The sequence below is a fragment of the Cupriavidus sp. 22TCCZM01-5 genome (genome assembly GCF_057798915.1).
In genome coordinates this window covers 129,082-151,221 of sequence record NZ_JBYOJR010000012.1, presented here as the reverse complement: position 1 = coordinate 151,221, position 22,140 = coordinate 129,082, and the positions used below count along the sequence as shown (strand labels likewise).

At 65.7% G+C, this 22,140-nt stretch carries 20 protein-coding genes; 9 read left to right on the top strand and 11 right to left on the bottom strand.

The window, feature by feature from the left end; genetic code table 11:
* Positions 1-15 precede the first annotated feature (15 nt).
* The 4 genes from AC3FNH_RS14280 to AC3FNH_RS14265 form a co-directional block, all read right to left on the bottom strand.
* On the bottom strand, positions 16-738 hold the full coding sequence (locus AC3FNH_RS14280) for an MOSC domain-containing protein (RefSeq protein WP_488720504.1): 723 nt from the start codon (positions 736-738) through the stop codon (positions 16-18).
* The gene (locus AC3FNH_RS14275) at positions 738-1,457 is read right to left on the bottom strand and encodes a glutamine amidotransferase (RefSeq protein WP_488720492.1); all 720 of its coding nucleotides are present in this window, start codon (positions 1,455-1,457) and stop codon (positions 738-740) included. Before AC3FNH_RS14275 ends, AC3FNH_RS14280 begins: the two co-directional genes overlap by 1 nt.
* 97 nt (positions 1,458-1,554) lie before the next feature.
* Positions 1,555-4,023: a penicillin acylase family protein gene (locus AC3FNH_RS14270; RefSeq protein WP_488720491.1), complete on the bottom strand. Its 2,469-nt coding sequence runs from the start codon at positions 4,021-4,023 to the stop codon at positions 1,555-1,557.
* Between the two features lie 126 nt (positions 4,024-4,149).
* On the bottom strand, positions 4,150-5,580 hold the full coding sequence (locus AC3FNH_RS14265) for an aldehyde dehydrogenase family protein (RefSeq protein WP_488720490.1): 1,431 nt from the start codon (positions 5,578-5,580) through the stop codon (positions 4,150-4,152).
* Between the two features lie 189 nt (positions 5,581-5,769).
* Here AC3FNH_RS14265 and AC3FNH_RS14260 point away from each other — a divergent pair, with 189 nt between their 5' ends.
* Positions 5,770-6,390 (top strand): hypothetical protein, encoded by a 621-nt coding sequence (locus tag AC3FNH_RS14260; RefSeq protein ID WP_488720489.1) that lies wholly within the window; start codon positions 5,770-5,772, stop codon positions 6,388-6,390.
* A 90-nt stretch (positions 6,391-6,480) separates the two neighbouring features.
* Here AC3FNH_RS14260 and AC3FNH_RS14255 read toward each other — a convergent pair whose 3' ends face one another.
* The 5 genes from AC3FNH_RS14255 to queE all read right to left on the bottom strand — a co-directional run bounded on the left by AC3FNH_RS14255 (position 6,481) and on the right by queE (position 11,019).
* Positions 6,481-8,103 carry an ABC-F family ATPase gene (locus AC3FNH_RS14255; protein WP_276100405.1) on the bottom strand — a complete coding sequence of 541 codons (1,623 nt, stop codon included), beginning with the start codon at positions 8,101-8,103 and terminating at the stop codon, positions 6,481-6,483.
* Positions 8,104-8,287: 184 nt separating this feature from the next.
* Positions 8,288-9,244 (bottom strand): muramoyltetrapeptide carboxypeptidase, encoded by a 957-nt coding sequence (ldcA, locus tag AC3FNH_RS14250; RefSeq protein WP_488720488.1) that lies wholly within the window; start codon positions 9,242-9,244, stop codon positions 8,288-8,290.
* Between the two features lie 15 nt (positions 9,245-9,259).
* Positions 9,260-9,793, bottom strand: coding sequence for a tRNA adenosine(34) deaminase TadA (gene tadA, locus AC3FNH_RS14245; RefSeq protein WP_276100403.1), 534 nt, complete (start codon positions 9,791-9,793; stop codon positions 9,260-9,262).
* A gap of 7 nt (positions 9,794-9,800) precedes the next feature.
* Positions 9,801-10,277, bottom strand: a complete 477-nt coding sequence (locus tag AC3FNH_RS14240) for a 6-pyruvoyl trahydropterin synthase family protein (RefSeq protein ID WP_276100402.1) — start codon at positions 10,275-10,277, stop codon at positions 9,801-9,803.
* Positions 10,278-10,383: 106 nt separating this feature from the next.
* Complete coding sequence (queE, locus tag AC3FNH_RS14235) at positions 10,384-11,019, bottom strand: 7-carboxy-7-deazaguanine synthase (protein WP_488720487.1); 636 nt, start codon at positions 11,017-11,019, stop codon at positions 10,384-10,386.
* Positions 11,020-11,438: 419 nt separating this feature from the next.
* Here queE and AC3FNH_RS14230 point away from each other — a divergent pair, with 419 nt between their 5' ends.
* Positions 11,439-12,644, top strand: a complete 1,206-nt coding sequence (locus AC3FNH_RS14230) for an MFS transporter (protein ID WP_276100400.1) — start codon at positions 11,439-11,441, stop codon at positions 12,642-12,644.
* Positions 12,645-12,676: 32 nt separating this feature from the next.
* On the opposite strand, the gene AC3FNH_RS14225 is transcribed toward AC3FNH_RS14230, so the two are convergent.
* Complete coding sequence (locus AC3FNH_RS14225; protein ID WP_276100399.1) at positions 12,677-13,183, bottom strand: DUF1993 domain-containing protein; 507 nt, start codon at positions 13,181-13,183, stop codon at positions 12,677-12,679.
* A gap of 172 nt (positions 13,184-13,355) precedes the next feature.
* Here AC3FNH_RS14225 and AC3FNH_RS14220 point away from each other — a divergent pair, with 172 nt between their 5' ends.
* Positions 13,356-13,769, top strand: coding sequence for a hypothetical protein (locus AC3FNH_RS14220; protein WP_488720486.1), 414 nt, complete (start codon positions 13,356-13,358; stop codon positions 13,767-13,769).
* Positions 13,770-13,830: 61 nt separating this feature from the next.
* Here AC3FNH_RS14220 and AC3FNH_RS14215 read toward each other — a convergent pair whose 3' ends face one another.
* On the bottom strand, positions 13,831-14,757 hold the full coding sequence (locus AC3FNH_RS14215) for a LysR family transcriptional regulator (protein ID WP_488720485.1): 927 nt from the start codon (positions 14,755-14,757) through the stop codon (positions 13,831-13,833).
* Positions 14,758-14,860: 103 nt separating this feature from the next.
* Here AC3FNH_RS14215 and AC3FNH_RS14210 point away from each other — a divergent pair, with 103 nt between their 5' ends.
* The 6 genes from AC3FNH_RS14210 to AC3FNH_RS14185 all read left to right on the top strand — a co-directional run bounded on the left by AC3FNH_RS14210 (position 14,861) and on the right by AC3FNH_RS14185 (position 22,118).
* Entirely contained in the window at positions 14,861-16,285 is a 1,425-nt protein-coding gene (locus AC3FNH_RS14210) for an aldehyde dehydrogenase family protein (protein ID WP_488720484.1), read from the top strand.
* A 504-nt stretch (positions 16,286-16,789) separates the two neighbouring features.
* Positions 16,790-17,557, top strand: a complete 768-nt coding sequence (gene badH, locus AC3FNH_RS14205; protein WP_276100393.1) for a 2-hydroxycyclohexanecarboxyl-CoA dehydrogenase — start codon at positions 16,790-16,792, stop codon at positions 17,555-17,557.
* A gap of 29 nt (positions 17,558-17,586) precedes the next feature.
* Positions 17,587-18,369 (top strand): 2-ketocyclohexanecarboxyl-CoA hydrolase, encoded by a 783-nt coding sequence (badI, locus tag AC3FNH_RS14200; protein WP_276100392.1) that lies wholly within the window; start codon positions 17,587-17,589, stop codon positions 18,367-18,369.
* A gap of 93 nt (positions 18,370-18,462) precedes the next feature.
* Positions 18,463-19,614, top strand: a complete 1,152-nt coding sequence (aliB, locus tag AC3FNH_RS14195) for a cyclohexanecarboxyl-CoA dehydrogenase (protein WP_488720483.1) — start codon at positions 18,463-18,465, stop codon at positions 19,612-19,614.
* A gap of 48 nt (positions 19,615-19,662) precedes the next feature.
* Complete coding sequence (aliA, locus tag AC3FNH_RS14190) at positions 19,663-21,306, top strand: cyclohexanecarboxylate-CoA ligase (protein WP_488720482.1); 1,644 nt, start codon at positions 19,663-19,665, stop codon at positions 21,304-21,306.
* 35 nt (positions 21,307-21,341) lie between these two features.
* Positions 21,342-22,118: an enoyl-CoA hydratase gene (locus tag AC3FNH_RS14185; RefSeq protein ID WP_488720481.1), complete on the top strand. Its 777-nt coding sequence runs from the start codon at positions 21,342-21,344 to the stop codon at positions 22,116-22,118.
* Positions 22,119-22,140 lie beyond the last annotated feature (22 nt).

Genomic DNA, 22,140 nt, shown 5'->3' with positions numbered 1-22,140 from the left:
GCCCGGCGGGCCGCTTCAGCCGCCGGCCAGGCGCTTTTCCATGTCTTCGACTTCGTGTTTCGCCACGCGCTGGCGGGCCAGCTTGCGCCAGCTCTCGGCCAGCGGCGGCAGTTCGGACATCTCGGCCAGCGCCGCGTAGTCCAGGCGATCCACATAGAGCACGCGCAGCAAACGCGCCAGGCTCCACGCCGGATACGGACGGCTGGCCAGCGTCAGCCCATCGCCCGCGCGCACTTCGCCCTCCTCCAGCACGCGGTAGTACCAGCCCGTGCGCAGGCTCTGCTGCACGGCGCGCGACATGCCCGCGTAGCCGAAGCGATGGTTCAGCTTCCAGCACGGCTGGCGCGCCTGCGACACCTCCACCAGCGCGGAGCCAAGACGGAAGCGGTCGCCAACGCAGACATCCGCCTCGATCAGCCCGGTGGTGCTCAGGTTCTCGCCAAAGGCGCCCGGCGCCGACAGAACCGAACCGGCCTGCGCGGCCACGCCCGCAAGCTCGGCCCGCCAGGCGGGGTAATGGTCATACGCGTAGTGATGGAGCGCCTTTTCCGGGCCGCCATGATGCTTGGGGTCACCCTGGCCATCCCCAGACAGGCCGAGTACCGTCACCGGCACCGATCCGGCCAGCGGCCGCTTGTCGATGCCGCTTGGCACGCCCTTCGGGCCGAACGGGCGAACCTGGCCGACCAGGACCGTATCGACCGAGACGCCGCGCAACGTGGGCGCGTCCGGCGGCATCACAGGCCGGCCTCATCCAGCCAGCGGGCAAACATGCGCCGGCCGGCCGCCGCGACGGACTCGCCGACTTCCGCGGTACGCGCACGGATGGTGCGCGGATCGATGCCCGACTTGCCCAGTTCCACCGTGTGCCCGATCAGCCAGGCCTCGATATCGCGCGGCAGCACCTCGGGATGGAACTGCAGGGCCAGGACCTGCTTGCCGATGGCGTACGCCTGGTGAGGTACCGCAGCCGTCGAGGCCAGCAACTCCGCACCGTCAGGCAGATCGAAGGTGTCGCCGTGCCAGTGCAGGACTTCCCAGTTGGCCGCGGCCAGCTCCGCCAGCGCCGAATCACGGCCGCGCGCCGTCGGAACGATCGGCGCCCAGCCGATTTCGCGGGTCCCCGGATAAACGCGCGCGCCGCAGGCCCGTGCAATCAGTTGCGCCCCGAGGCAAACCCCGATCACCTTGCCGCCAGCGGCAAGGCGCGTGCGAATCAGCGCGATTTCCTCCTCGAGCCACGGATAGGCTTCGGTCTCGTAAACGCCGATCGGGCCGCCCAGCACCAGCAGCAGGTCGGGCGGATTGTCGGCGATGGGCCGCAGGTCATCCACGCCCGCCTGGAACACCTGCAGGGCGTGGCCGCGCGCGCGCAGCGCTTCGGCAACCACGCCGCCGTGTTCAAAGGCGACGTGCTGGATGATGTGGGTGGTACGCGAAGGGGTGGACGTTGCCATGCACGGCTCCTGCCGATGGGATGGCCCGCCATGGTACCGCCATTCGCTTGAGGACGTCCGATCACCCGGCTGCTTGCCGCGACTGGCCTCTTACCCCTTACCTCGCCGTTGCAGGCTCGAGCACCAGCGTGTCGAACGGCTCGCGCGCAGGCTCGCGTCGCCGCGCGAGCGTAATGTACTCGACGGCCGCCCACTTGCCCGTCCAGTCGCGGTAGTTCGGCGACACCGGGTTGCCCGACTGCCCGGTCGAGTCCATGAAGCGCGACGCCTCCAGCTCGGCCAGGTCATAGAGCGCGCGCAGGCTTGCGGCGTGCGTGCTTTCGAACGGGGCCTGTTCGTCGCGCGGGTTGTTGCGCCCGGCATTGACCGTGTAGGTGTCCCCCCCGGTCGGCACGCGCAGGTTGAACAGACCCGACAGGTACGGCTGCTTGCCGAACGGCTTGTGCTCCGAGCGGGCCGTATGCGCCTTGCCCCAGCGCCATTTGCCAGGATTGTCGCCATAGCGCCGCGACAGGTCGGCAAGCGCGAGCGTCCACGCGTCCGCGACGGCATCGTCACAGGACTCATGCTCCGTCGTACCGGACTTGTCGCACCAGAAACTGCCCAGCGAGCCGGGGCCGGCGGCATTGCGCAGGATATTCAGCATGGGCTGCTGCACATTGCGCTGCTCCCACATGCGCACGAACAGCGCCTCGCCGACCTTGTCCTCGAACAGCCGGCGCGACAGCTCGCGCAGCCAGGCGGAGACCACGAGCGGCTCCGGTGCCGCGGCGTCCATGGTGCCGTCCCACTTGCGCAGCGCATCGAACAGCTCGCGTTCGCGCTGTGGCCGGGTGGCGTCATTCGCAACGGGCGAGGCCAGCAGCAGCGGCAGAAAATCGCGCATCGACAGCGACACCACGTCTTTCTGGATCGCGCCGAATGACTCGAACGTGTGGCGCGGCACGGCATCAAGCAGCGCGCGGATGCGCTGGTAGCGATACGGCACGGTCCATTCGCTCGTGATGAAGTAGGGATAGTCGGGCCCCACGATACGCTGGTTCGCGGTGACGATAATGCCGTTGGGCGGGTTGTAGGCGCGCGGCAGGTGCTCGAACGGGATGAAGCCCTTCCAGTCATAGCGCGCATCCCAGCCCGGGGCCGGCGCCAGGCCCTTGAGATCGTTGTCGGCGCGGCGCAGAGGAATACGCCCGGGCGCGATGAATCCGATATTGCCGTCCACGTCGGCATAGACGATGTTCTGCTGCGGCGCGTGGAAATCGCGCAGCGCCTGCGTGAAACTGGCCCAGTCGGTGGCCAGGTTGATCTTCAGCCCGGCCTGGAAGGTGCGGTCGTCGGGGCGCAGCGCCGTCCACTGGAACGCCACGACGTAACGGGCGCCCAGCGGCGCCGCGGCATTGGCGACGGGCTCGGACACATCGGAGATGACCGGACCATGGCGCGTTTCGCGCACGGTCAGCGTGACATCGGCCGCGCCATTGACATGGATGGTCTCGGTACGCGTCACGAATGCCGCCCAGCCGTCCGGCGTCTGGTAGTTATCGGTGCTGCCCGGCTGCAGGCGTTCGAGGAACAGGTCCTGCACATCCGGCGCGGTATTGGTGAAACCCCAGGCGATGCGCGCGTTATGGCCCAGCACGACCACGGGCGCACCCGGCAGCGTGGCGCCGGCCACGTCCAGTCCCGGTGCCTGCAGACGGGCCAGGTACCAAAGCGCGGGCGCCTGCAAACCCAGGTGCGGGTCATTGGCCAGCATGGGCTTGCCCGACTGCGTGTGCGCACCGGACACGACCCAGTTGTTCGACCCCATCCCTTCGACATAGCTGGCCGGCGCCATCTCGCCCACGCGGGCCAGCGCGGAGGCCAGCGGGGCCAGGTGGCGGTACAGGTTGCCGTAATCGAGCGTCCGCACGGGCCGCTCTCCCGGATACGGTGCCAGCAGCTCGCTGATGCGCGCGGTGGGCAAGACCTGCGACAGCGCCATGCGCAGGGTTTCCTGGGTCCAGTTGCCACCCAGGTCCCAGGCCATCATGGTCTGCCAGCCAAGGGTATCGGCGGGCTCCCAGTGTTCGGGGCGCGTCTGCAGGATCACGAACTCCGGCGGCAGCGGGCCCTTGCGCTGGTCGATATAGGCATTCACGCCGGCCGCGTACGCCTGCAAGGCGGCGCGCGTGTCGGGTTCGAGCTGCGCGAAGATGGCCTCGGCATTGCGGCGCACGCCCAGCGTGCGCAGGAAACGGTCGGTATCGAGCGCCTTGGGCCCGAGGATCTCGGCGAGCCGGCCGGCCACGACGCGCTTGTTCATCTGCATCTGCCACAGGCGGTCCTGCGCATGCACGAAGCCCAGCGCGTAGTATGCGTCCAGCCGCGAGGCGGCCTGGATGTGCGGCACCGAGTTGCGGTCGCGCACGATGGTGACGCGCCCCTGCAGCCCCGGCAGCGCCAGGGTGCCCGCGGACTGCGGCTGCGACGCCTGTCGATACCAGATATAGCCGCCCGCCAGCGCTGCCACGGAAACCAGTAACAGCACCGCCACCAGCCAGGCCAGCCGTCCGAACCAGCGCATCTGTCATCTCCCCCTGAAGATTTTTGTCTGGCGGCAATTATCGCCACGAATGGGCTCAAATAAAAAGCCAAAAAGCCCCGCATGCTGCCATGCGGGGCCTTGTGCCGGAACGCCCGCAGGGGGCACTCAGGCCGGCTTCTTGAATTGCAGGGACTTGTACTCGAGGAATTCCTCAAGCCCATATTTGCCGGCCTCGCGCCCGTTGCCGGATTGCTTGTAGCCGCCAAACGGCGCCTGCATATTGAACGGGCCGCCGTTGATATCGACCTGGCCGGTACGGATGCGCCGCGCCACGCGGATCGCACGCGCCTCGTCGCCGCCCCATACACCGCCACCGAGGCCGTAGATGCTGTCGTTGGCGATACGCACGGCCTCTTCCTCCGTGTCGTAGCAGATGATGGAAAGCACCGGTCCGAAGATCTCTTCCTGCGCCACGGTGGCGCGCGGCTCGACATTGCCCAGCACCGTCGGCTTGACGAAGAAACCCTTGCCGAGTCCGGCCGGGGTCTCCGGTCCGCCCGCCACCAACTCTGCCCCTTCTTCCAGGCCGCGGCGGATATAGCCGGTCACGCGGTCCTTCTGCACGGCGGAAATCAGCGGCCCGAGCCTGGTGGTTTCCTGCAGCGGGTCGCCGACGGTAAAGCCTTCGACCACCTTTGCGGCAATCGCCTTCACTTCGTCATAGCGGTTGCGCGGCACCAGCATGCGGGTATGCGCCGAGCAGGTCTGCCCGGAGTTCAGGAAGCAGGCATTGATGGTGCCCTTGACCGCCGCGGCCAGGTCCGCATCGTCCAGGACCACCGAGGCGGACTTGCCGCCCAGTTCCAGCGCCACGCGCTTGACGGTCTGCGAAGCCAGTTCCGACACGCGCTTGCCGGCCCGGGTGGAGCCCGTGAACGACACCATGTCGACCTCGGGATGGCTGGCCAGTACCTCGCCAACCACCGGGCCATAACCCGTCACCAGGTTGAACACGCCCGGCGGCAGGCCGGCTGCCTCGATCACCTCTGCCAGCACGAATGCATTCAGCGGCGCCACTTCCGACGGCTTGAGCACGACCGTGCAACCGGCCGCCAGCGCGGGCGCCACCTTCAGCGTGATCTGGTTGAGCGGGTAGTTCCACGGCGTGATCGCCGCCACCACGCCGACCGGCTCGCGCACGACCAGCGAATTACCCACCTCCTCCTCGAAATCAAAGTCCTCCAGCAGCTTCGCGGCCTGGCCCCAGTTGTAGACAGGGCCGCCTACCTGGATCGCGCGCGCCAGCTTGATCGGCATGCCGACCTCGCCCGCGATCAGTTGGGCCAGTTCCTCGGTCCGTGCCTTCAGGCCTTCGGCGATCTTGCGGATATAGTCGGCGCGTACTGCCGGGGGTGTGCTGGCCCAGCCGTCAAACGCGGCACGGGCAGCCTGGATCGCGTCTTCCGCGTCGCGTGCGCTGCCTTCGGGGATGCGGCCCATGACCGCTTCGGTGGTGGAGTGGATCACGTCGATCAGCCCGGTGCCGTGCGGGCTGACCCACTTGCCGTTAATGAAGAGTTTGTCTCGTTGTTGCATGGCCACAGTTGTCAGATTGGTCAATCAGCGGTTGCAAATTTTTTGTTACTTTTATGGTGCACGCACATTGTAGAGCGGATTGCGGCGGGCGTTTTTTTGCGCCGCGCAAACGCCAGGACACAAATGGCGATAATCGGCCGGCCCCGAGGGTTCTCGCGAGGGCGGCCGATACATAACAGGGAGCGAGACGTGGTCAACCCCATTTACCGCAAGACCGAAGCCGGCCTTGACGAGATCAAGACGCGCGCGCGCAAGCTCGATCACAAGCTGCGCGCCCTGCTGCTGATCGTCAATGGCGAGCGGCGCGAAGAGGAACTGCTCTCGCAGCTTGACGGCATGGGCGTGGGGCAGGCGTCGCTAAACCAGCTGGTGCAAATGGCCCTGGTCGAGACCGTGCAGGAAGTTGCCCGGACGCTGCCCACCCCGCCACAGGCGGCACCGGCCACCGAGGACAGCAATCTCTTCTCGCTGTATGCCATGCGCCGCGTGGATGCGCCACGGTCCGGGAGCCAGGCGCCGGTGACAGCGCAGGCCCCAGCGTCCGCCGACACGCCCCACTCCGAGGCGGATATCCGGGCCTACCAGCGTCTGTACCACTTCTATACCGACATTGTCGGCCAGCACCTTGGCCTGCGCGGCTACGTCATGCAGGTCAAGGTGGAAAAGGCCACGGACCTCCCGTCGTTGATCGCCCTGCGCGAGCCGTTGCATGCGGCACTTCTCAAGGCCAAGGGGGAGATCACCGCGCAAGCCATCACCGGGCAGCTCGATGAGCTCGTCGAGATGATCGGGATGGACAAAGGCGGCTGAAGCAAAACCTTCCGCAATCAACGCAAAGGCCGCCCGAAGGCGGCCTTTGCGTTGTCATGGTTTCGGGCGCTTAGGGGCGCTTCGGGGCGCTTAGCCGTCGATCCCCTGCGACTGCAGGTACTCGTCATACGTGCCCAGGTAATCCGTCAGCGTGCCATCGGTACGCACTTCAATCACCCGCGTGGCCAGGCCGCTCACGAACTCGCGGTCGTGCGACACGAAGATCAGCGTGCCCTGGAACTTGTCCAGCGCGATCTGCATCGATTCGATCGACTCCATGTCCATGTGGTTGGTCGGCTCGTCCAGCGCCAGTACGTTATGGCGGCCCAGCATCAGCTTGCCCCAGATCATGCGGCCTTTTTCGCCGCCGGACAGCACCTTGACGTTCTTCTTGATGTCGTCCGCCGAGAACAGCAGGCGGCCCAGCGTGCCGCGCAGCGAGGTCTCGTCATCGCCGGCCTGCGTCCACTGGCTCATCCAGTCCATCACGTCGCGGTCCGTGGGGAACTCCTCGTAAGTGTCCTGCGGCATGTAGCCCACGTTGGCGTTCTCGGCCCACTTGACCGTGCCGCGATCCACCTCCACGCCGCGCTGCACGCCGGTCTGCACCGCGCCGTTCAGCAGGCTGCGCAGCAGCGTGGTCTTGCCCGCGCCGTTCTCGCCGATGATCGCCACGCGCTCGCCAGCCTGGATCGCCATCGACAGGTTGTTGATGATCTTGCGGTCGTAGGTCTTGGTGATGCCTTCCACCTCGACGGCCAGGTTGTGCAGCTTCTTCTCGAACTCGAAGCGGATGAACGGGTTCTGGCGCGACGACGGCTTGATGTCCTCGACCTTGATCTTCTCGATCTGCTTGGCGCGCGAGGTGGCCTGGCGTGCCTTGGACTTGTTGGCCGAGAAGCGGCGCACGAAGTCCTGCAGTTCGCTGATGCGCTCCTTGGCGCGCGCGTTGGCGGCCATCTGGCGCTCGCGGGCCTGCATCGACGCTTCCATGTATTCGTCGTAGTTGCCCGGGTAGACCTTGAGCGTGCCGTAATCCATATCGGCCATGTGCGTGCACACGGAGTTCAGGAAGTGGCGATCGTGCGAGATGATGATCATGGTGGAGTTGCGCTCGTTGAGCACGGTCTCCAGCCAGCGGATCGTATTGATGTCCAGGTTGTTGGTCGGTTCGTCCAGCAGCAGCACGTCCGGGTTCGAGAACAGTGCCTGCGCCAGCAGCACGCGCAGCTTCCAGCCCGGCGCGACGTCACTCATCGGGCCCTGGTGCTGGCTGGTGGGGATGCCTACGCCCAGCAGCAGTTCGCCGGCGCGTGCCTCGGCGGTGTAGCCGTCGTACTCGGCGTACTTGGCCTCCAGCTCGGCGGCCTTCATGTAGTCTTCGTCGGTGGCTTCCGGATTCGCGTAGATCGCGTCACGCTCCTGCGCCGCGGCCCACATTTCGGTGTGGCCCATCATCACCACGTCCAGCACGCGCATGTCTTCATAGGCGAATTGGTCCTGGCGCAGCTTGCCCAGGCGGATGCCCGGCTCCAGCATGACGTTGCCGGACGACGATTCGAGGTCGCCACCCAGGATCTTCATGAAGGTGGACTTGCCGCAGCCGTTCGCGCCGATCAGGCCGTAGCGGTTGCCCTCGCCGAACTTGACCGAGATATTCTCGAACAACGGCTTGGGGCCGAACTGCATGGTGATGTTTGCGGTAGAAAGCACGTCTGGAACCTTGTCTGGAAACGGGGTATGGCGCCAATGCGCCAGGCTTGCCGGAACGGGGCAGCGCCGCCGAATGCGATGCGCCCCGGTTCATGGGAGAACCCGGCAGCAAATGGGGAAATAACCGGTTATTTTACCATCCACAGGCCTTTCCGGCGACCCGGTGGCGTGTGTCGAAGCGTTCTCAGGGCCGCGCGGGAAGCACCGGGTAACCCGACATGGCCAGCGTGAAGCCTTCCGCACTTGCGCTGAGCTGCGCCGGGGCGCCAACCGGCAGGGTCAGCTTGCGCGCGCAATGGCCGAACGGCAGGCCGGTCAGCACCGGCACCTGCAACCGGTCGCGCAGATAGGCGACCACCGCATCCATGTCATAGCCGTTGTCGTAGTCCGTCACGCGGTAGTTGGAGAAATCGCCAAGGATGATGGCGCGCTGCGCGCCCAGCACGCCGGCCTGCTGCAGTTGCAACAGCATGCGCTCCACGCGGTACGGCGGCTCGTTGATGTCTTCCAGGAACAGGATGCCGCCTTCTACCTGCGGCATGAACGGCGTGCCCAGGAGGCTGCACAGCATGGCCAGGTTGCCGCCCCACAGCGTGCCGGCGACCGAGCCCGAGAACGGCTGCCCGCCGTCCTGCGGGGCCGGCACCGTCACCGTGTACGCCGGATCGCGCAGGATGCCTTCGAAGTGCTCCCACATGAACGCATCGACGGTATCGACCCCGAAATCCGCCAGCAGCATCGGGCCCGCAAACGTCACGCCGCCAGTGGCAGCCAGGTAGGCGAGCTGGAACGCCGTGAAATCGCTGTGGCCGACGATGGGGGTACCGCTCGCGCGCGCCTGCTCGGCGATCCGCGCGAAATCGAGCCGTTCCAGCAGCCGCGCGATGCCGTAGCCGCCACGCACGGCCAGTGTCAGCTCGTGCGGAGCGCCGGTACCGATCGCATGCAGGTCCGCCAGCCGCTCGGCATCCGTGCCGCCAAAGCGCAGGTAGCGCCGGGCCAGCACGTCGGGGTTGGTCATGTGGTAGCCGTGCGCCTTGAGCCAGGCACAGCCGCGCGCCGCAATGGCGACATCGTGCGGGTAGCCGGACGACGCGATGAGGCGGACTTCGGTATGCGGCTGGATGCTCGGCGTGCTCATGCGGGCTGGGCTTGGTCAGGGTTGATCGGAATCGGATAGGGTTCGTGCGGCGAGCTGCGCCGCCTTCTGCGCGCGGCGGCGGGCACCGAAGAAGTCCTTCAGCATCTGCCCGCAATCGGCCGCGAGCACGCCGCCCGTGATGGTGGTCTGGTGATTGAGTTGCGCCTGCTCGAACAGGTTCACCACGCTGCCGGCCGCGCCGGTCTTCGGGTCCGCCGCGCCGAACACCACGTGGCGCAGGCGCGCGTGGAGGATGGCGCCGCTGCACATCGCGCACGGTTCCAGCGTCACGTAGAGTTCGCACTCGGGCATGCGGTAATTGCCCAGCACCTGCGCGGCCGCTCGCATGGCCTGCATCTCGGCATGGGCCGACGGATCCATCGACGTGATCGGCAGGTTGTGCCCGCGCGCGATGATGGCATCGTTCCATACCACCACCGCGCCGACCGGCACCTCGCCGGCGGCCTCGGCCAGGCGCGCCTCGTCCATGGCGGCGCGCATATAGCGCTCGTCGCGCGCCATTTCCTGCGCCGTGCGGGGGTCCGTCATGGCCGCGTCAGTCCTGCGCCGGCAGCGCTGCCGTGGCGGTGACCTCGGCCCAGCAGTTGGGGGTTTCGAACAGGACCAGGCGAGTCAGCTGCAGATGGTGGCCGAAGCAGTCCTTGAACACGGGCGCCAGCATGTCGAAGGCGATCTGCGCCAGGTTTTCGACGGTCGGGATCGCGTCCAGCACCACGGTCTTGTGCTCTTCCATCGATTGCAGGAAGTTCAGCAGCGCCGTGTCGCCGCGATAGATCAGGAATGCATGGTCCCACCTGGACACCAGATGCTCCTGCGCCAGCGACTTGATATCGCCGAAATCGAGGATCATGCCGTCGTCCGACGCGCCTTCACGATGCAGCACCTCGCCCGACAGCGTCAGGTCCAGGCGATAGCGGTGGCCGTGGATGTTGCGGCACTGGCCGCAGTGGTTCGGGATGCGGTGGCCGGAATCGAATTCCAGCCGGCGGGTAATGGAAACTTGTTTGCTCATGAGTACGGGCGCTTGCAAGGCGGCCAGCATAGGGTGGACATCGCGCCGGGGTCCGCAGGCTCTATTGTGGCCCACTGTGCGGCCACGCGACAGCCATCCGCGACGATCAGCGGATGCCCAGCAGCTTGTGGGTCTGCAGCGACAGGCGCCAGCGCGGATGCTGCTGGCAGAACGCCACGGCGGCGGCGGTATTTTCGCGGGCCAGCGGGCCGTCCATGGCCTGCACCAGGAAATACTGGAAATCCAGCTGCTCGTATGCGGCGAAGTCCTGCCCGGCCTGTGGAATGACGACCTTCAGCTCGTTGCCCTTCCTGACCACCAGCTCGGAGCCCATCTTGGGGCTCACGCAAACCCAGTCGATGCCCTGTGGAACCTCGATCGTGCCATTGGTTTCGATCGCGATCTCGAAGCCCTGCGCGTGCAATGCGTCGATCAGCGGCGCATCGAGCTGCAGCAGCGGCTCGCCGCCCGTGCATACCACCAGCGGCTTGCCGCCGGCGCCCTGCGGCCATTCGGAAGCGACCGTGGCGGCCAGTTCCCCGGCCGTGCGGTACTTGCCGCCGAGCGTGCCGTCGGTGCCGACGAAGTCCGTGTCGCAGAACTGGCATACCGCCGTGGCCCGGTCCTCTTCCCGCCCGCTCCACAGGTTACAGCCGGCAAAGCGGCAGAACACCGCGGCACGGCCGGCGTTGGCGCCTTCGCCCTGCAGCGTATAGAAGATTTCCTTGACGGCGTAAGTCATGCTTTGCGGCGCGCTCCGGTCAGGAACGCAATGGTTTCAGCGGCCAATGGCGGCCGGTCTTTCATGGGTCGGGAGAGCGAGGCCAGGACTCCGTATCAGAGATGGCTTGAGGCAAGGCGCCCTCCGGCAGTGCATCGGAGCGGTGGTCCGCATGGCCTCTCGCAGGCTGTATCCGGCAGCGGCCAGACAACACGGAAGTATACCAGACGCGTCAGGGTTTTCGCTGATATGGCGACCAGACGGCACGTGACGCAAGGGCAGGCATCTTCACCCCGACGTCCCCCGGGACACCGGACTGCTTCATAACGGCCGGCCCCGATATTCTTGCATTTATTTCAAATATCTTCTGTCGATCACCACGTTAATCCGCAAAGGTAATGCAGGCACACTGCCGCCATCCCATCTTCTGGAGGCAGACCATGCCCATTGCCCTGTTAGCGCTGACCATCAGCGCATTCGCCATCGGCACGACGGAATTCGTGATCGTCGGGCTGATCCCGACCATCGCCACCGACCTGCACATCAGCGTGCCATCGGCCGGCATGCTGGTCAGCCTGTACGCCCTCGGCGTGGCGGTCGGCGCACCCGTGCTCACGGCACTGACCGGCCGCCTGCCGCGCAAGGCGCTGTTGCTGTCGCTGATGGCGCTCTTCACGCTTGGCAACCTGCTCGCCTGGAAGGCGCCGGGCTATGAATCGCTGGTCGTGGCGCGCATCCTGACCGGCCTGGCCCACGGCGTGTTCTTCTCGATCGGCTCGACCATCGCTACCGGCCTGGTGCCGAAGGAAAAGGCGGCCAGCGCCATCGCCATCATGTTCACCGGCCTGACGGTTGCACTGGTGACCGGCGTGCCGCTGGGGACGTTCATCGGCCAGCATTTCGGCTGGCGCGAGACTTTCCTGGCCGTGTCGGGGCTTGGCATGATTGCCTTTCTGGGCAGCCTGCTGTTCGTGCCGTCTTCGATCCGGCACACGCCGCCCGCGTCGCTGCTGCAGCAGGCGCGTGTGCTGGCGGAGCCCCGCTTGTTGCTGGTGTACGCTAAGACTGCGATCGGCTACGGCGGCTCGTTCATCCCGTTTACCTTCCTCGCGCCGATCCTGCAGGATGTGTCGGGCTTCAGCGCCAACGCCGTCGGACTGGTGATGCTGGTCTATGGCGTGTCCGTGGCCGTGGGCAATATCTGGGGCGGCCGCCTGGCCGATCGCCATGGCCCGATTCCCGCCCTGCGGGTGGTCTTCCTGCTGCTCGCGGCCGTGCTGTTCGTGCTGACGTTCACCGCGCCGCACCCGTGGCTGGTCGTGGCCACCGTGCTGGCCTGGGGCGCCGTCGCCTTCGGCAATGTGCCGGGCCTGCAGGTCTATGTGGTCAAGCAGGCAGAGCGCCATACGCCGAACGCGGTCGACGTGGCCTCCGGCCTGAATATCGCGGCCTTCAACCTTGGCATTGCCGGGGCGGCCTGGGCCGGCGGCCTGATCGTCACGCACCTGGGCCTGATGCATACGCCCTGGATCGGTGCGCTCGTCGTGCTGGTGGCGCTGGCCCTGACGGAACTGAGCGGCCGGCTGGACCGCGCCGCCGGCTTCGATGCACGCGGCACGCTGCCCGCCGGCGCCGCGATGCACTGAGCCCCTGCCCCGGCCGGGGCAGGGATAGCGCCTCAGCGCGTGCCGAGGTAATCCATCTTGCCGATCTGCACCCCCTTGTGGCGCAGGATGTCGTAGGCGGTGGTGATGTGGAAGTAGAAGTTCGGCAGCGCAAAGCCCAGCAGGTAGCTCTTGCCGTCGAAGGTCACCGTGCCCTGCCGCAGTTTCAGCTCGATGACCCTCGATTCGCTGCCGTCGAGCTGTTCGGGACGGATCGACTTCAGGAAGCCCACTGTCTTCGCGATACGCTCTTGCAGTTCAGGAAACGTCGCCTCCGTATCGGCATAGGACGGCACGTCGATACCCGCGAGCCGCGCCGCGCAGCCCTTCGCGGCATCACTGGCACGCTGCACCTGGGCCGACAGCGGGTCCATGTCGGCGATCAGGCGCGTCTGGATCAGGTCGGCCGGGTCCAGGCCTTGCGCCTGCGCATGCGCCGCCCCTTTTTCCAGGATGGCGGAAAGGTTGGTCAGGGCGCGGATGAACGCGGGAATCGATACGTCATACATCGAGAGGGCCATATGGTCTCCTGGCATGGGTCGTGTCTGGTTTCGGTATGCGGCGGTCCTGCACCGCCTGCGGCAGCATAAATCGAATCGGCACGTCATGCAGGCGGTCCAATGCGCCGGCCCACCGCATCGTGCTTTAAGATATCCGGCTACCGCCCCCGCACGGGACCTCCCCCCGCCGCCGATGAACGCGCCCTTCCCGATCCGCACCGAGTGCCCGCCCGGCGCCTGCACCTGCCGCAGGGAAGCATTGCTGGCCGATCCGAACGCCGATATCCGCGTCCTGCGCCTGACTCGCGACGAAGAAAAACGGCTCGTGGCCCGCCTGGAAACCGTGACGAGCCTGGCGGACCTGCGGCATGTGGGTGACCGCCTGCGGGCGCAACTGGGCATCGTCCTGACCATCACGCCGAGCGCGAACGGCGTGCGCACGCTGCGGGGCATCAACATCCAGCTGGAAGACCAGCCCGGACTATGCCGCAAGACGAAGCAGGCGATTCCCGCAGCAGTCCGGCGGGCAATGGAAGCTACGCCGGAGATTGCCTATGCGCTGCTGGATGAGCAGGACTTGTTGGGTGGAGGCGGACTGGCGGGTTGAAGGGCAAAGCTCGCGCGATTTCCCGTCAGGCCACCCTGGCGCCTGCGCCGGCACCCTCGAATCATCCGGCTTGAACCGCTCGCAACGGCGCTTCAGCCAGGTTCAGTTCATGGACCAGGCTGATGAGAGCGCGCAACCGCGCAGGCACGAAACGATGACCTGAGTAGTAGAGCCTCAGCCCGCCAAACGACGGGCACCACGGCGTCAGCACGGGCACCAGGGCGCCGGTCTTCAGCTCTTCCTCGATGAACCATTCGGAGATGAAGCCGATGCCCAGCCCGAGCAGTACCGCCTGCTTGATGGCCGGCATCTCATTGAGCGCGAAGCGCACCGGCACATCCATCCGCAGCTTCTGGCCCTTGCGCTCCAGTTCCCACTGATAGATGCCGCCGTGGGCCATGCGCATGCCGATACTCTGGTGCCTGAGCAGGTCGCGCGGATGCCTGGGCGTGCCGTGGCGCTTCAGGTACTCGGGGGTTGCCACCACGAGCATGCGGATGTCGCGCGAGAGCGGCACGGCGATCATGTCCTGGGGCACGGACTCGGCCAGGCGGATACCGGCGTCGAATCCCTCGGCCACCACATCGATCATGCGCGATTCGCTCACGATATCGATCTGCACCTCGGGATAGCGCTGCGCATACACGTTGAAAAGCGGCTCCAGCAGCAGGTATGCCACGCCCTGCGGTGCATTGATGCGCAGCGTGCCGCTGGGCACGTCGGGGCCCGTAGCGGCCTCTTCGCCCGCGCTCTTGATTTCCGCCAATGCGGGACCGATGCGCTCCACATAGCGTTGGCCCGCGTCAGTGAGGGCAACGCTGCGCGTCGATCGATTGAAGAGACGCACCCTCAGGCGTGCCTCCAGTCCGGCCACTGCGCTGCTCACGGCCGTGGTGGACATGCCCAGTTCCTGCGCCGCGCCGCGAAAGCTGTTGCGGCGCGCGATGGCCAGAACGACTTCCAGCTCGGTCATTCCTGTTCGGTGCATGGATTGTCCTGAAATCAGGGATACATCATCAGCAACAAGACGGCTTATCAGAACAATAAACCATACCTAGACTTCGTTGCATCCCTTCCTGGCAGGAGCCGCCATGCAACGCATTGAACACATCTATATCAACGGCGAATTCGTCACGCCACACGGCGACGAATGGTTCGATCTCCACGACCCGAGCACCGAGGAAGTCATCGGTCAGGTGCGGCTGGGCGATGCGCAGGACGCGCGGCGCGCCATCGCGGCGGCCCAGGCTGCGTTCCCCGCCTGGTCACGCACCACACGCGAGGAGCGCATTGCGGCCCTGCAGCGCATGCACACGGCCGTGGCGGCGCGCGAGGATGAACTGATGGAAGCCATCCTTAGGGAGTACGGCGCGCCGTTAGTGCGCGGGCGCTGGATGGCGACGTATCCGGCCGATGTCATTGCCCAGGCGATCGATGCACTGGAGTCCTTCGTGTTCGAGGAACAAGCCGGCGCGGCCAGGGTGATCCAGACGCCGGTGGGGGTCGCGGGTCTGATTACGCCCTGGAACAGCAATGCGGGCTTTATCTGCAACAAGCTGGCTACCGCGCTGGCGGCGGGTTGCACCGCCGTCATCAAGCCCAGCGAGATGAGCGCAATGCAGACGCAGATCGTTGCCCAGGCGCTGCACGAAGCCGGTCTTCCACCCGGGGTGTTCAACATCGTCAATGGCCGCGGCGATGTCGTCGGCGAAGAGATCGCGCGCAACCCCGGCGTCGCCAAGATCTCGTTCACGGGCTCGTCCGCAGTGGGTCAGCATCTGGTCACCACTGGAGCAGCCACGATGAAGCGCGTGACGCTGGAGCTGGGCGGCAAGTCGCCCACGGTGGTACTGGAGGACGCGGACTTTGCCGCCATCATGCCGCTGGTGCTGCAGGCCGGCTTCCTCAACAGCGGCCAGGCCTGCATTGCGGGAACGCGCATCCTCGTGCCGCGCAGTCGCCTGGCCGAATTCGAGCAAATCGCGAAAGCGGCAGTCTCGCATATTCGATCCGGCGACCCGCGCAATGCCGACACCGATATCGGCCCGATGGTGAGCCGGAAGCAATGGGAGCGGGTGCAGAACTACATCCGCATCGGACAGGAGGAAGGCGCGACGCTGCTGGCAGGAGGTGAAGGCCGGCCCGATGGCTTGCGCGCCGGCTGGTTCGTGAAGCCCACCCTCTTTACCCATGCCAACAACCAGATGCGCATTGCGCGCGAGGAAATCTTCGGCCCCGTGCTGACCATCATCCCCTACGAGGATGAAGCCGACGCGATCGCCATTGCCAACGACACGCGCTACGGCCTGAGCGCCCTGGTGCTGGGCAAGAACCCGGAACGCTGCGAACGTGTGGCACGCCAGATCGATTCGGGCCGCGTGCTCGTCAACACCTTGGCCCACGAGCCGCGCGCACCATTCGGAGGCTTCAAGCATTCGGGGCTCGGGCGCGAAATGGGTCGCTGGGGCATGAGCGCGTACCTGGAGCCCAAGACCTTGTTGACGAGCGCAAGCTGAGCTTTATGACGGTCTTCGCCTGATGCGTTCGCATGCCGTCGCGTATGTCTTGCCGACGGCCTGACAACGAGGCTTTTTGGGGCCTTTACACCGGGCGCAGGCAGTGCCGCGCCCGGATTTCCTCTTCATCGGCCCATGGGTGCTACACCCATCCGTGACGTGATCGTGCTTCTCAAGACGCTGAACGACGGCTACAAGCCGTAGCCCTCTAACCTGGCTTCCGGTCAATGCCCTGTTGCGTGATCAGACCTTCTTGCCCAACCGCCCAGGCTCCCATTGTGCGCAACATATTTGCGCATTGCCACAAACAAAAAACAATCTGTCGGCAAGAATGTCCTTGACAGAGGCGCTATAACTAGGGTTTTCCATAATCTTCTTCTGGAAAAACTTCCACTTGCACTTGGACGATACCCTGCTAATATACGTCAACATATTTACTTATATAAACGGTTCTTGAGACGTATGTTGCTCAAACCAGGGCCATCACAAGCGATAGGAGGCACGATGCAGCGATTCGAAGGCAAAACGGTAGTCATCACGGGCGGTGGCGGCGGAATTGGCGGGGCGACTTGCCGCCGCTTCGGCAAGGAAGGCGCGCGCGTCGCGGTGTTCGACCTGAATCTGGAGGCGGCGGAAAAAGTGGCCGCCGAGATCCGGGCCGACGGCGGCCTGGCCGAGGCGTTCCCCTGCGACATCACGGACCGTGCCGCCGTGGATGCCGCCGTCTCCGCGGCCGAGTCGAAGCTCGGGCCGATCGACGTGCTGGTCAACAACGCCGGCTGGGATGTGTTCAAGCCATTCACCAAGACCGAGCCGGCGCAATGGGACAAGCTCATTGCGATCAACCTGACCGGGGCACTGCATATGCATCATGCCGTACTGCCCGGCATGTCGGCACGCAAACAGGGCCGCATCATCAATGTTGCCTCGGACGCCGCACGGGTCGGCTCTTCTGGCGAGGCAGTCTATGCCGCCTGCAAGGGCGGTCTGGTGTCGTTCTCCAAGACCATCGCCCGTGAGCATGCCCGCCACGGGATCACCGTCAACGTGGTCTGCCCGGGCCCGACCGATACGGCGCTGTTTGCCGAATACAAGGAAGGCGCAGGCAACCCCGAGAAATTGATGGAAGCGTTCACCCGTTCCATTCCTCTGGGCCGTATCGGCCAGCCGGATGACCTGCCTGGGGCCGTGCTGTTCTTCGCGAGCGATGACGCCGCCTATGTGACAGGCCAGGTACTGAGCGTGTCGGGCGGCCTGACGATGAACGGCTGATCCCGGCAAACCCAAGAGGAGACTGAGAAATGACCTTCGAAGACATTCTGTACGAGAACCGCAACGGCGTGGCCTGGATCACCATCAACCGCCCGGACAAGATGAACTCGTTCCGCGGCCAGACCTGCGATGAGCTGATCAAGGCCCTGAACAAGGCCGGCTATGACAAGAGCGTAGGCGCCATCGTGCTGGCCGGTGCCGGCGACCGCGCCTTCTGCACTGGTGGCGACCAGTCGGCGCATGACGGCAACTACGACGGCCGCGGCACCATCGGCCTGCCGATGGAAGAACTGCACGACGCCATCCGCAACGTGCCCAAGCCCGTGATTGCGCGCGTGCAAGGCTTCGCGATCGGCGGCGGCAATGTGCTGTGCACGATCTGCGACCTGACCATCTGTTCGGAGAAGGCGATCTTCGGCCAGGTGGGCCCCAAGATGGGATCGGTCGATCCTGGCTACGGCACCGCGTTCCTCGCACGGGTCGTCGGCGAGAAGAAGGCCCGTGAAATCTGGTACATGTGCCGACGCTATTCGGGGCAGGAAGCCGTGGCGATGGGCCTGGCCAATGCATGCGTGCCGCACGACCAGCTGGACGCGGAAGTACAGAAGTGGGGCGAAGAACTCTGCGAGCGCAGCCCGACGGCACTGGCCATCGCCAAGCGCAGCTTCAATATGGACACGGCACACCAGAGCGGCATCGCCGGCATGGGCATGTACGCGCTGAAGCTGTACTACGACACCGAAGAGTCGCGCGAAGGCGTGGCCGCGCTCAAGGAAAAGCGCAAGCCGGAGTTCCGCAAGTACGCGAAGTAAGCGCGGCCACCGATCGATTCTCCTTATGTTGCATGGCGCGCACGCCGGGCGCGCCAGCCCCCCCTTTGCCCTGCTCCCCCCAGGAGACAAGCCATGAACCCCTATCTCAATGAAGACCTCGTAACCCTTGGCGACCACGCCAGGCGCTTCGCAACGGACCGCATCGCGCCCGGTTTCCAGGAGCGCGACGACACTCGCGTGCTCGACCGTGCCCTGATGCGCGAGATGGGCGAGATGGGGTTTATCGCCCCGGAATTGCCGGAGGCGTACGGCGGCCAGGGGCTGGGATGCCTTGCCGCCGGCGTTATCCACGAGGAGGTGGCCCGGGCCGACCTGAGCCTCTCCTATATCAACCTGCTGGCTTCGCTCAACGGACAGATCCTTGCGCACCACGGCAAGCCGGAGGTCGTACGCCCCTGGCTGACCCGTCTCACGCGCGGCGAAGCCTTGCTGGCCATCGCGCTGACCGAACCGCGCGGCGGCTCGGATGCCGCCAACCTGCGCCTGCGGGTCGAGCGCGTCGGCGACGAATACGTGATCAACGGAGAGAAGACCTCGATCTCCGCGGCCGACCAGGCCGATGCCACAGTGGTCTTCGGACGTACCGGGTCCGTCGAGTCCGCGGCGCACGGCGTCACGGCACTGCTCGTCCCCATGGACCTGCCCGGCATCACTACCAATCGCTTCAACTGCCATGGGCAACGGGCAATCGGCCGTGGCTCTATCTTCTTCGAGAACGTGCGCGTCCCGGTGGACCACCGGCTCGGCGAAGAGAACAAGGGCTTTGTGCAGGTGATGCAGGGCTTCGATTTCTCGCGGGCGCTGATCGGGCTCCAGGTGCTCGCCGTAGCCCGCGTGGCGCTCGAGGAAACCTGGGCCTATGCCGCGGAACGGCAGGCGTTCGGCAAACCCCTGTCCGCCTTCCAGGGCGTCTCCCATCCGCTGGCTGATTTCGACACGCAGGTCGTGGCCGCCCGGCTGCTGTGCCTGCAGGCGCTGTGGCTGAAGGATAAGGGCGCGCCGCACAGCGCCGAGGCCGCCATGTGCAAGTGGTGGGCCCCCAAACTGGCCTACGACGTCGTCCATCAATGCCTGCTTATGCACGGGCATGGCGGCTATGACCGCGGCCTGATGGAACAGCGCCTGCGCGATGTACTGGGCTTCCAGATCGGCGACGGCACCGCCCAGATCATGAAGACCATCATCGCCCGCGACCGCGCCGGCCGTGGCGCGGTACCGGCCTGATCACGCCTGTTCCTGCTTGCTTCCCATAACGAAAAAAGGAGACATGCCATGGAATTCGACGCCGTCCTGCTGGCGCCGCGCCGCGCCACAAGCATCGCCAGGGGCTACTGGCACGATCGCACGATCAACGGCGATCTGGACGCTTGCATTGCCGCCTGCCCCGACAAGCTCGCCCTGACAGCCGTTCGGGTCGAAACGGGGGAAACCCGGCGCTTCACCTACCGCGAGCTGGGGGCGATGGCCGATCGGATCGCCGTGGGCCTGGCCCGCCTGGGCGTTGGCCGCAATGACGTCGTGGCGATGCAACTGCCGAACTGGTGGCAGTTCAGCCTGCTCTACCTGGCTTGTTCGCGCATCGGTGCGGTGCTCAATCCGCTGATGCATATCTTCCGGGAGCGCGAACTCTCGTTCATGCTCAAGCATTCGGAGGCGAAAGTCCTGGTCGTGCCGAAGGTGTTCCGAGGCTTCGATCACGAGGCAATGGCTCGCTCGCTGCAACCTGGCTTGCCATCCCTGCGGCGCATCATCGTCGTGGGCGGCGGCGGTGCCGATGACTTCGATACCTTGCTCACGAGTCCCGAGTGGGAGCGCGAGCCAGACGCCAAAACCATCCTGACAAGCCACCGGCCAGGCCCCGACGACATCACGCAGCTGATCTACACCTCGGGCACGACCGGCGAGCCCAAGGGCGTGATGCACTCGGCCAACACCTTGATGGCCAACATCCTGCCGTACGCCGATCGCCTGAGGCTGGGCCAGGACGACGTCATCCTGATGGCGTCGCCCATGGCGCACCAGACCGGCTTCATGTACGGCCTGATGATGCCCATCATGCTGCGGGCCGGCGTGGTCCTGCAGGACACATGGGAGCCGAACAAGGCCATCGAACTCATCCGCGCCGAAGGCGTCAGCTTCACAATGGCCTCGACGCCGTTCCTGACTGACCTCACCAAGACCGTCCAGGAAAGCGGCGGCACGGTGCCAAGCCTGCGCACCTTCCTGTGTGCCGGGGCCCCGATCCCAGGCCCGCTGGTCGAGCAGGCACGGCGGGTACTGGGCACGAAGATCGTCTCGGCGTGGGGCATGACGGAGAACGGCGCGGTCACCCTGATCAGGCTCGATGACGACGACCAGCTCGCTTTCACCACCGATGGCTGCCCGCTCCCCGGCGTGGATTTGCAGGTCATCGATTCCGCCGGGCAGCCGTTGCCGCCCGGCGAGGTTGGCAGGCTTATGGTGCGCTCGTGTTCGAACTTCGGTGGTTACCTGAAGCGGCCGCAACTGAACGGCACGGATGCCGACGGCTGGTTCGACACCGGCGACCTGGCCAGCATGGATGCCAATGGCTACATCCGCATCAGCGGACGCAGCAAGGACGTCATCATCCGAGGTGGCGAGAACATTCCGGTGTTCGAGATCGAGGCGCTGCTCTACAAGCACCCCGCCATCGCGCAAGTCGCAATCGTCGCTTATACCGACCAGCGACTCGGCGAGCGAGCCTGCGCCGTGGTCGTGCCCAAGCCGGGCCAGCATGTCGACTTCGCCGGCATGGTGGAGTTCCTCAAGGCACAGAAGGTGGCGATCCAGTACATCCCTGAGCGGCTGGCGGTGCGCGACGCGATGCCCGCCACCCCCTCAGGAAAGATCCAGAAATTCAGGCTGCGCGAGATGCTGAGCGACGGCACGCTCTGATCAGCCGTCCATCCCGCCGCCAGGAGAGATAAGAAATGGAAGAGCAAGTGGTTCTCGTCGGGCGTACCGGGCGTGTCGGCATCGTCACGCTGAACCGGCCGCAGCAACTCAACGCCCTTAACGACGCCGTGATGGACCGGCTCGGCGCAGCATTGCTGGCGCTCGACGCGGACGAAGGCATCGGTGCGATTGTCCTGACCGGCGGTGCGAAGGCCTTCGCCGCCGGCGCCGACATCGCGGCCATGGCCGACTGGTCCTACATGGACGTTTATTGCAGCGACTTCATTACGCGCAACTGGGAGACGATCCGGCGCGTGCGCAAGCCGGTGATCGCCGCGGTAGCGGGCTTCGCGATGGGAGGCGGCTGCGAGCTTGCGCTTGCATGCGACCTGATCGTGGCCGCGCAAAGCGCGAAGTTCGCCCTCCCGGAAATCAAGCTCGCGATGCTGCCTGGCGCCGGCGGCACGCAGCGTCTGCCTCGCGCGATCGGCAAGGCCAAGGCGATGGACATGTGCCTGTCGGCGCGGCAGCTCGATGCGAGCGAGGCCGACCGTTACGGGCTGGTGTCGCGCGTTGTCGCCGACGAGCGGCTGATGGAGGAAACGCTCGCGTTGGCCACCACCATTGCCGGCTATTCCCTGCCGGCTCTGATGGCAATCAAGGAGTCGGTCAACCGGGCCTACGAGGCGTCGCTGAGTGAAGGCATCCTGTTCGAGCGCCGGCACCTGCACGTGCGCTTCGCGAGCGATGACGCGCATGAAGGCATGAATGCCTTCCTCGAAAAGAGAAAGCCGGTGTTTGGCCACCGCTAGACTCAGCCAGCTTGCCAGGTCA

Coding starts and splice junctions, on each gene's coding strand:
- AC3FNH_RS14280 (WP_488720504.1), bottom strand. CDS start 738: ATGCCGCCGGACGCGCCCACGTTGCGCGGCGTCTCGGTCGATACGGTC.
- AC3FNH_RS14275 (WP_488720492.1), bottom strand. CDS start 1,457: ATGGCAACGTCCACCCCTTCGCGTACCACCCACATCATCCAGCACGTC.
- AC3FNH_RS14270 (WP_488720491.1), bottom strand. CDS start 4,023: ATGCGCTGGTTCGGACGGCTGGCCTGGCTGGTGGCGGTGCTGTTACTG.
- AC3FNH_RS14265 (WP_488720490.1), bottom strand. CDS start 5,580: ATGCAACAACGAGACAAACTCTTCATTAACGGCAAGTGGGTCAGCCCG.
- ldcA (WP_488720488.1), bottom strand. CDS start 9,244: ATGAGCACGCCGAGCATCCAGCCGCATACCGAAGTCCGCCTCATCGCG.
- tadA (WP_276100403.1), bottom strand. CDS start 9,793: ATGACGGACCCCCGCACGGCGCAGGAAATGGCGCGCGACGAGCGCTAT.
- AC3FNH_RS14240 (WP_276100402.1), bottom strand. CDS start 10,277: ATGAGCAAACAAGTTTCCATTACCCGCCGGCTGGAATTCGATTCCGGC.
- queE (WP_488720487.1), bottom strand. CDS start 11,019: ATGACTTACGCCGTCAAGGAAATCTTCTATACGCTGCAGGGCGAAGGC.
- AC3FNH_RS14230 (WP_276100400.1), top strand. CDS start 11,439: ATGCCCATTGCCCTGTTAGCGCTGACCATCAGCGCATTCGCCATCGGC.
- AC3FNH_RS14225 (WP_276100399.1), bottom strand. CDS start 13,183: ATGGCCCTCTCGATGTATGACGTATCGATTCCCGCGTTCATCCGCGCC.
- AC3FNH_RS14220 (WP_488720486.1), top strand. CDS start 13,356: ATGAACGCGCCCTTCCCGATCCGCACCGAGTGCCCGCCCGGCGCCTGC.
- AC3FNH_RS14215 (WP_488720485.1), bottom strand. CDS start 14,757: ATGCACCGAACAGGAATGACCGAGCTGGAAGTCGTTCTGGCCATCGCG.
- AC3FNH_RS14210 (WP_488720484.1), top strand. CDS start 14,861: ATGCAACGCATTGAACACATCTATATCAACGGCGAATTCGTCACGCCA.
- badH (WP_276100393.1), top strand. CDS start 16,790: ATGCAGCGATTCGAAGGCAAAACGGTAGTCATCACGGGCGGTGGCGGC.
- badI (WP_276100392.1), top strand. CDS start 17,587: ATGACCTTCGAAGACATTCTGTACGAGAACCGCAACGGCGTGGCCTGG.
- aliB (WP_488720483.1), top strand. CDS start 18,463: ATGAACCCCTATCTCAATGAAGACCTCGTAACCCTTGGCGACCACGCC.
- aliA (WP_488720482.1), top strand. CDS start 19,663: ATGGAATTCGACGCCGTCCTGCTGGCGCCGCGCCGCGCCACAAGCATC.
- AC3FNH_RS14185 (WP_488720481.1), top strand. CDS start 21,342: ATGGAAGAGCAAGTGGTTCTCGTCGGGCGTACCGGGCGTGTCGGCATC.